A 7,208-nucleotide genomic window follows, 5' to 3' on the forward strand; every position below is an offset into this window, starting at 1 on the left:
TCAAGCGCAAGCTGCTGCGCAGACCGGGGGTGCTTGCGAAGCGATATTGCACCATGGCGCGCAAGCTCATGCGCGGCACGTTCAGGGCGCGTTGGCCGTTCACGCTGGGGTCAATCTCAGCCGCTTGGCGCTTGGCGTCTGTCCAGGTGGTGGCGAGGTCCCATTGCCACTGCGCTTGAGTCAGGCCTGCCGACAACTCCAGCCCCCGGTGACGGGCTTGGCCGTCGATTTTTCGGGTGCAGGTGTTGGCCTCGTCGCAGGCACCTTCGTCGCCCGCCACGGGGCGGGTGATGTCAAACCAACTCGCTTGCCAGCGCGTGCGGGCCCATTGGCCTTTGACGCCGATCTCGAACTGCTCGCTGCGCAGCGCGGGCAGGGCTTGTCCGGCGTTGGTGTAACGGCTGCGGTTGGGCGCCACATCGGTTTCAAGGCCTTCGCCGTAGCTGCCGTAGACGAGGTAAGCGGGCGTGATCTGGTGCGTCAGGGCCAACCAGGGTGTGTTGAAGCTGCGCTTGTCTTGCACAGCGCGGCTGCCGTCGGTGCGCTCGCTGGCGCGGTTCAGGTGCGTGTGACGCAGGCCCAGCCAAAGAGCGGTTTGCGCGCTCAACTCCATGCGGTCGCGCAGTGCGATTTCGGTGGTGTATTCGCTGCGCTGGGTGTTCAGGTCGCCCGGTGTGGGCTGCGCTTCGGGGCTGTCGAAGCTGCCGTTGATGTTGCCGGTGCCCGCCCAGTTGTAAGCCTGCATGGGGGAGGGGCGGTCCAACATTCGGCTGCGCATCAGGCTCAAACCCAGCTGGTGTTGCAGACCGGCCAGCTGCAGGGTGCCGCTCAGCTCGTTTTGCAATGCGTCGCTGCTGCGGCGTTCGTTGTCGCTGCGGTAGTCGTACAGGTCAAAGCCGCCATCGCTGCAAAAACGGTCCCAGCGTTCTTGGGCGCTGCAGCCGTAGGCAAAGCCAAGGCGGTCGTCGGTGCGCAAGCGCTGTGCGCCGTATTGCGTGCTCCACAACCAGCCGCCGTCCAGGTTCTGCTTGAAGCGCAGGCTGCCTGTGGTGCCTGCAAACACGCCGGGCACCGACCAGGGCAGGCGGGTGAGGTTGCGCGTGCCATCCACTGGAGCCGGCAGGCTGTCGCCCAGCAGGCTGTAGGCGTTCACGCCCATTTGCTGGCGTTCGCTGCGCTCGATCTCCCACTCCAGGCGGCTGTCGGGCGTGAGACGCCAATCCATGGCCAAGGCAAACAGTCGGCGGTGGCCTTCGGTGTTTTTGATGTAGGGGTTCAGGTCTTCATAGGCCGCATTCAAGCGGTAGCCCAGCGCTTGGTCTTGGCCAAAACGGCCGCCCAGGTCAAGCGCGATGCTGCTGCTGTGGCCCGGGCCGAAACTGGCGCTGACATCGCGCACGGTGGTGTTTTGGGCCGAGGGCGGGCGTTTGACCACGTAGTTGACCAGACCGCCAGGGGCGCTGGTGCCCGCCTGGATGCCGCTGGTGCCTTTGAACAACTCGATGCGTTCCTTGTTGTCCATGCCGATCATGGTTTCGGCTGAAATGGGCAAGCCTTCGCGGCGGTAGTTGTAGCGGTTGTCCAGCGTGAAACCGCGCACGCTCAGACTGTCCCAGTAGGCGGGCGAGTTGTAGCTGTCGGCCACGCTGGCATCGAGGCGCAAGGCGTCTGATACGCGCTGCGCACCAATGTCTTGCAGGGTTTGCCGGTCGATGGTGGTAGCGCTGAACGGCGCTTGACGCAGTGGCACATCGCCAAAGCCGCTGACCTGTGAAGGCGCGGTGTCGGTGATGGTGATGTCGGTCAGGCTTTGAGCTCCCAGTCCGGTGGCCGTCAACAAGGCGATGGCGCTGGCGACGTGGGTGGCGCGAAAAGCAAGTCGGTCAGACCTGCGCGGACGGGACGAAAAGATGGGCGAAAAAAATGCCATGACGTTTTTCCTTCAACGTTATGGCAGGTCGGCTGGCTCGGAACGTCATGCGGCCGAAACCGGACGCCGTTCTTTTGACTAGCTTCCCTGCGCGAGGATTACCTCAATCAGGTTCAAAGGGACTTTCTCAGTCGATGGCCTTGCAGCCACCAACACCCCTAGCGAATGCGCCGCAGGATGGCGGCGCGGTGTGGATTCTAGGCGATGCCCAGACGCTGGTGCAGCAGCGTGGAGGTTGTCGTGTACTGCAGCAGGGTCTTTTCTTCGGGGCGCAGCAGGGCCACGGCACCAAAAGCGGCCAGCGTGGCTTCGTGGAAGCCGCACAAGATCAGCTTCTTTTTGCCCGGGTAGGTGTTGATGTCACCCACGGCAAAAATGCCGGGCTCAGAAGTCCCGAAGTTTTCGGTGTTGACCACCAATTGCTTGCGTTCCATGGCCAGGCCCCATTGCGCCACGGGGCCCAATTTGGGCGACAGGCCCAGACAGGTTTGCAGCACGTCCAGGTTCAGCCATTCGGTGTCGCCTTGCGGGTTGAGCAGTTCCAGCGCTTGCAAGCGGCCAGCTTCTGTGCGCAGGCCGGTGGGCTGACCGGCCACAAAGCGCATACGGCCTTCGGTGCAGGCTTGGCGCATTTGCGCGATCAAGTCTGGATCGGCGGTGAACTGATCACGGCGGTGCAGCAGCGTCACGCTGGCAGCGGCTTGCGGCCCTTGACATGCATCCAGGCAGGTTTGTAAGGCGGTGTCACCGTCGCCCGCCACCACCAGGTGTTGGCCTGTCCAGCGCTCGGGCGTGGGGTGCTGCACAAAAACTTGTGTGCCCTCAAAAGCCGCCAGGCCGTCCAGCGCCAGGCGGCGCGCCACAAAAGCGCCCACACCTGCTGCGATGAACAGGGTGGGGGTGCGAAAGGTCTGGCCAGCGCTGGTGATCACCTGCAGGCGATGGTCGGGCAGGCGCTCGACGCTGCCCACTTGCTGGCCCAGGTGCAGGGTGGGTTGGAAGGGGGCGATTTGTTGCTGCAAGCGCTCGATCAGTTCGAGTCCGGTGCAATAGGGGATGCCCGGGATGTCGTAGATGGGCTTGGCGCCATACAACTCGGCGCATTGGCCGCCCACATGGGGCAGTGCGTCAAGCACGTGGCAGTGCACACCTTGCAGGCCCAACTGGAACACCTGAAACAGGCCCACGGGGCCTGCGCCAATGACCAGCGCGTCGGTGTCGATGGGGGTGGTCATGAGGGGTGGCTAGCGAGAAAAAAGGCCGAAACATTCGGCCATTCGCAAGGATCAGCGGATCAACTCGGCCAGCTTGCCGGTCTTGTCTTTCCAGTCATCGGCGTGGGGCATGGGGATTTTGCGCTTGGTGATGCTCCTCCATCCGGGCAACAAAGCCAGCTCGGCGTTGAGCTTCGTCATGTGCTGCTGGTCGGCGGGCAGGTCTTCCTCGGCATAGATGGCATTCACAGGGCATTCTGGGATGCACACGGCGCAGTCAATGCACTCATCGGGGTCGATGGTCAGGAAGTTGGGGCCTTCGCGAAAGCAATCCACAGGGCAAACGTCCACACAGTCGGTGTATTTGCATTGAATACAGGATTCGGAAACAACGTGGGTCATGATGGACTCGGAAAATGGAGCAGCGCGGTCAAATTGCGCTGTGGCTGTGATTTTAAGGGAGATCGCTTGCCCCCTGTGGGAGCGAGCCCCTGCTCGCGAATGGGTTTGAAGATGAATCAACCATTCGTCCACAGGGGTGGACTCCCACAAGGAACGGGTCTTCAGTTGACCAACACCGCTCCTGAGGTCGTGTGGCTGGCCGTGTCCACCAGCACCAGCGCACCCAAAATGCGCGACTGCGCAAAGGGCAGGGTGGCCAGAGGCTCTTGCAGGGCCAGGGTGACATGGCCGATGGCGTTGGGGGGCAGCTCGGTGGCCTCTTCCTCGGCCAGGGTGTTCACGTTCAGGCGGTGCACCACGCGCAGCACTTTCACTTTGACCCAGCGGTGGCCGTGCAGCGCCCAATACAGGCGGCCCGCGACCAGAGGCTCATCGTCCATCCAGGCGATGGTGGTGCTCAGCTGGCGCTGGCCTTCGGGGCTGCCGTGTTCTGACAGCAGCCAGTCACCACGAGACACGTCCACTTCGCGGTCGAGCACGAGGCCTGCGCTGTGGCCAGCGGCTTTGTTTTGCGGCTGGCGGGTGGCCGACAGCACTTGGGACACCACGGCGGTCTGGCCGCTGGGGAAGACCGCGATGGTCTGGCCCGGCTCGATGCTGCCCGTGGCCACGCGGCCCCAGAACACGCGGCGACCCTGGGTGGTCACGCCGGAGTCGTGGTGCGCCGCCGCCGGGCCGCCCCAAGGCGCAGCAGCGGCCCCCTCGGGGGGCAGCGCAGTACGCGAAGCGACAAGCGTGGGGGCACTTGGTTTTTCGACCCACTGCACCGGGAAGCTGAAGGCCACATCGGTCTCAGCCGGGATGACCGGCAGGTCTTCGAGGATGCTGAGCAGGCTGGGGCCGGTGTAGCCGCACCAGTCGGGCTGGTCGTTGTTGTCGGTGGTCACCACGTTCCAGCCCTTGAGCGCAGACACGGGCACCATGGCCGCGATGTTGATGCCCGCTTCTTGGGCGAATTGGTTCAGAGCCCCTGCGATGTTTTGAAAAGCCATGGCCGGGTTGGCCACAGCGTCGAGCTTGTTGATGGCGAACACGACAGATGGCACGCGCAGCAGCTTGACCAGCAGCGAGTGGCGGCGGGTTTGCGGCAGCAGCTGCAAATTGGGGTTGGCCCAGTCGAGTTTGATGGCGTCGACCAGCACCACAGCGGCGTCGGCGCTGGATGCGGCAGTGACCATGTTGCGGGTGTACTGTTCGTGGCCGGGCGTGTCGCCGATGATGAACTTGCGTGCTTCGGTGTTGAAGTAGCGGTAGGCCACGTCGATGGTGATGCCTTGCTCACGCTCGGCACTCAAGCCGTCGGTCAGCAAAGCCAAGTCGGTCTCGCCTGAGCGCTGCACCCCGGCCAGTTGGTCTTGCAGCACGGCCTTGGTGTCCACCAGCAAGCGGCCAATCAGCGTGCTCTTGCCATCGTCGACCGAGCCGCAGGTGATGAATTTCAGTGCGTTCATTAGAAGTACCCGTCTTTCTTGCGTTTTTCCATCGAAGCCTCGGACGTCTTGTCGTCCATGCGGGTCGCGCCGCGCTCGCTCACATCGGCCGCCATCGTCTCGATCACGATCTGCTCAGGTGTAGCCGCGGTGCTTGCCACCGGGCAGGTGCAGGTGATGTCGCCCACGGTGCGAAAACGCACATCGCGCACCACCACTTCTTCGCCGTCTTTGGGCGGGGTCAGCTCGGTCACCGGCACCAGCAGGCCCCGGCGGTCCACCACTTCGCGTTTGTGCGTGTAATAGATCGACGGCAGCGCAATGCGTTCGCGGGCGATGTATTGCCACACGTCCAGCTCGGTCCAGTTGCTGATCGGGAACACCCGAAAGTGTTCGCCCGGTTGCAGCTTGTGGTTGAACAGGGTCCACAGTTCGGGGCGCTGTGCCTTGGGCTGCCACTGGCCAAAGCTGTCGCGGTGCGAAAAGATGCGCTCTTTGGCGCGGGCCTTTTCTTCGTCGCGGCGAGCGCCGCCAATCAGGGCGTCAAAGCCGAACTCTTCGATGGCTTCGAGCAAGGTCACCGACTGGTGGACGTTGCGGCTTTCGCCCGGGTGAGCCAGGCGCACGGTGCCGCGTTTCATGGATTCTTCCACGCTGCGCACGATCAGCTCGGCACCCAGCTCCTCGGCGCGCGCGTCGCGCAAGTCGGTCACTTCCTGGAAGTTGTGGCCGGTGTCGATCATGAGCAGGGGATACGGAATGCGACCGCTACCGGAGGGGCTTGTTTTGCCTCCAAAGGCTTTTTCGGCGCACTGGAGCATGACCAGCGAATCCTTGCCGCCCGAAAACAAAAGGGTGGGGCGCTCGAAAGCGGCGGCAACTTCACGCAGGATGAAGATGGTTTCTTCTTCCAGCGCATCGAGGTGTGCGTTGCTCAGGGTGTGCAGTTCGGTTGGGGTGATGGCGGTCATTTGGTTCTCTCTGTTCGTTTTGTTGTGGGAGGTCGCCCCTGCGGCCGAATGTTTTGGGTGTTTCCCTATTCGCCCGCAGGGGCGGGCTACCACAAATTCATGGCTTGACGTGCAGCCCACATTCCTTGGCCGCCTCGTCTTCCCACCACCATCGCCCGGCGCGGAACGCTTCGCCCAGGCTGATAGCGCGGGTGCAAGGGGCGCAGCCGATGCTCGGGAAGAACTGGTCGTGCAGCGGGTTGTAGTCCACCTGGTGGGTGGCGATGTAGTGCCACACGTCGCCCCAGGTCCACCGGGCCAGCGGGTTGAACTTGTGCAAACCCTTGGTGGCGACTTCGCTCTCGTCCAGCAAAGGCACTTCGGCGCGGGCGGTCGACTGCTCTTGTCGCAGACCCGTGATCCAGGCGCGTTGACCTTTTAAGGCACGGGCCAGCGGCTCCATCTTGCGGATGGCGCAACAGGCCTTGCGCAAGTCCATGTTCTGGTACATCGCGTCTTGGCCTTTGTCGCGCACGAACTGGATCACCGATGCCTGAACCGGTCGGAGCACGTGGATGGGCGCATGCGAATGCGCCTGGGTGCGCTCCAGCAGGGCCAGGGTTTCGGTGTGCAGCGCGCCGGTCTCCAGCACGAATACCGAGATGTCCAGCTGAAGGGTGTTGATCAGGTGCGTGATCACCACGTCTTCGGCGCCCAGGCTAGAGGCTTGGGTCACGGGCACAAATTCGGTGGCAGCGCGTTGCAGCAAAGCCTGGGTTTCTGCCAGCGTGGCGGCAAAGTCCGGGCTGGCCTTGGCGTGCAGATCGGTGGCCTTGGCCGGGGCGTTGCGGGAGGAAATCAGGCTGGAAGTCATGCAGTGTGTTGTGTTTTTGTGTGGGAGGTCGCCCTTGCGCCCAAATGGGTACATTGGCTCAGGCAGACATTCGCGAGCAGGGGCTCGCTCCCACAAAGGGATTGGCACCTACAGGGTACTTTTCAGGCGGCTTTCGCAAATTGGGGTTTCGTTTCCACAGCCGAGCCTTGGTAGAACCCGGCAAAGCATTCGAATTGGCGTTGCGCTGCCGAAGCGTCCACGCCTTCGCGCAGCACGGCCACGTCAAAGCCGGTGCGCTGCATTTGCACCAACTGGTCGATCAGCACGTCGCCGGTGGCGCGCAACTCGCCCGCAAAGCCCAGGCGGCGGCGCAGCAAGAAGGCCTGG

Annotated in this window: 7 protein-coding genes and 1 riboswitch; all 7 genes read right to left on the reverse strand. The window is 63.3% G+C overall.

Annotation, left to right across the window (positions count from 1 at the left end):
- A partial coding sequence (locus ACIQ47_RS13640) for a TonB-dependent siderophore receptor (protein WP_396438637.1) occupies window positions 1-1,930 on the reverse strand: 1,930 nt, incomplete at its 3' end.
- A 67-nt stretch (window positions 1,931-1,997) separates the two neighbouring features.
- A riboswitch (TPP riboswitch) is annotated at window positions 1,998-2,100 on the reverse strand.
- A 27-nt stretch (window positions 2,101-2,127) separates the two neighbouring features.
- Window positions 2,128-3,165 carry an NAD(P)/FAD-dependent oxidoreductase gene (locus tag ACIQ47_RS13645; RefSeq protein WP_396438638.1) on the reverse strand — a complete coding sequence of 346 codons (1,038 nt, stop codon included), beginning with the start codon at window positions 3,163-3,165 and terminating at the stop codon, window positions 2,128-2,130.
- A gap of 51 nt (window positions 3,166-3,216) precedes the next feature.
- Entirely contained in the window at window positions 3,217-3,546 is a 330-nt protein-coding gene (gene fdxA / locus ACIQ47_RS13650) for a ferredoxin FdxA (RefSeq protein WP_296292223.1), read from the reverse strand.
- 161 nt (window positions 3,547-3,707) lie between these two features.
- Entirely contained in the window at window positions 3,708-5,057 is a 1,350-nt protein-coding gene (locus ACIQ47_RS13655) for a sulfate adenylyltransferase subunit 1 (protein ID WP_396438639.1), read from the reverse strand.
- Complete coding sequence (gene cysD, locus ACIQ47_RS13660) at window positions 5,057-6,007, reverse strand: sulfate adenylyltransferase subunit CysD (protein WP_396438640.1); 951 nt, start codon at window positions 6,005-6,007, stop codon at window positions 5,057-5,059. The genes ACIQ47_RS13655 and cysD overlap by 1 nt, the downstream gene beginning before the upstream one ends.
- 97 nt (window positions 6,008-6,104) lie before the next feature.
- Window positions 6,105-6,860, reverse strand: coding sequence for a phosphoadenylyl-sulfate reductase (locus ACIQ47_RS13665; RefSeq protein WP_396438641.1), 756 nt, complete (start codon window positions 6,858-6,860; stop codon window positions 6,105-6,107).
- 122 nt (window positions 6,861-6,982) lie between these two features.
- A partial coding sequence (locus tag ACIQ47_RS13670; RefSeq protein ID WP_396438642.1) for a DUF934 domain-containing protein occupies window positions 6,983-7,208 on the reverse strand: 226 nt, incomplete at its 5' end.

This window comes from Limnohabitans sp. (assembly GCF_044373035.1).
Lineage (GTDB): Bacteria > Pseudomonadota > Gammaproteobacteria > Burkholderiales > Burkholderiaceae_C > Limnohabitans_A.

What these genes read in the sequence shown, in the direction of transcription:
- ACIQ47_RS13645 (WP_396438638.1), bottom strand. Translation starts at nt 3,165, where the DNA reads ATGACCACCCCCATCGACACCGACGCGCTGGTCATTGGCGCAGGCCCC.
- fdxA (WP_296292223.1), bottom strand. Translation starts at nt 3,546, where the DNA reads ATGACCCACGTTGTTTCCGAATCCTGTATTCAATGCAAATACACCGAC.
- ACIQ47_RS13655 (WP_396438639.1), bottom strand. Translation starts at nt 5,057, where the DNA reads ATGAACGCACTGAAATTCATCACCTGCGGCTCGGTCGACGATGGCAAG.
- cysD (WP_396438640.1), bottom strand. Translation starts at nt 6,007, where the DNA reads ATGACCGCCATCACCCCAACCGAACTGCACACCCTGAGCAACGCACAC.
- ACIQ47_RS13665 (WP_396438641.1), bottom strand. Translation starts at nt 6,860, where the DNA reads ATGACTTCCAGCCTGATTTCCTCCCGCAACGCCCCGGCCAAGGCCACC.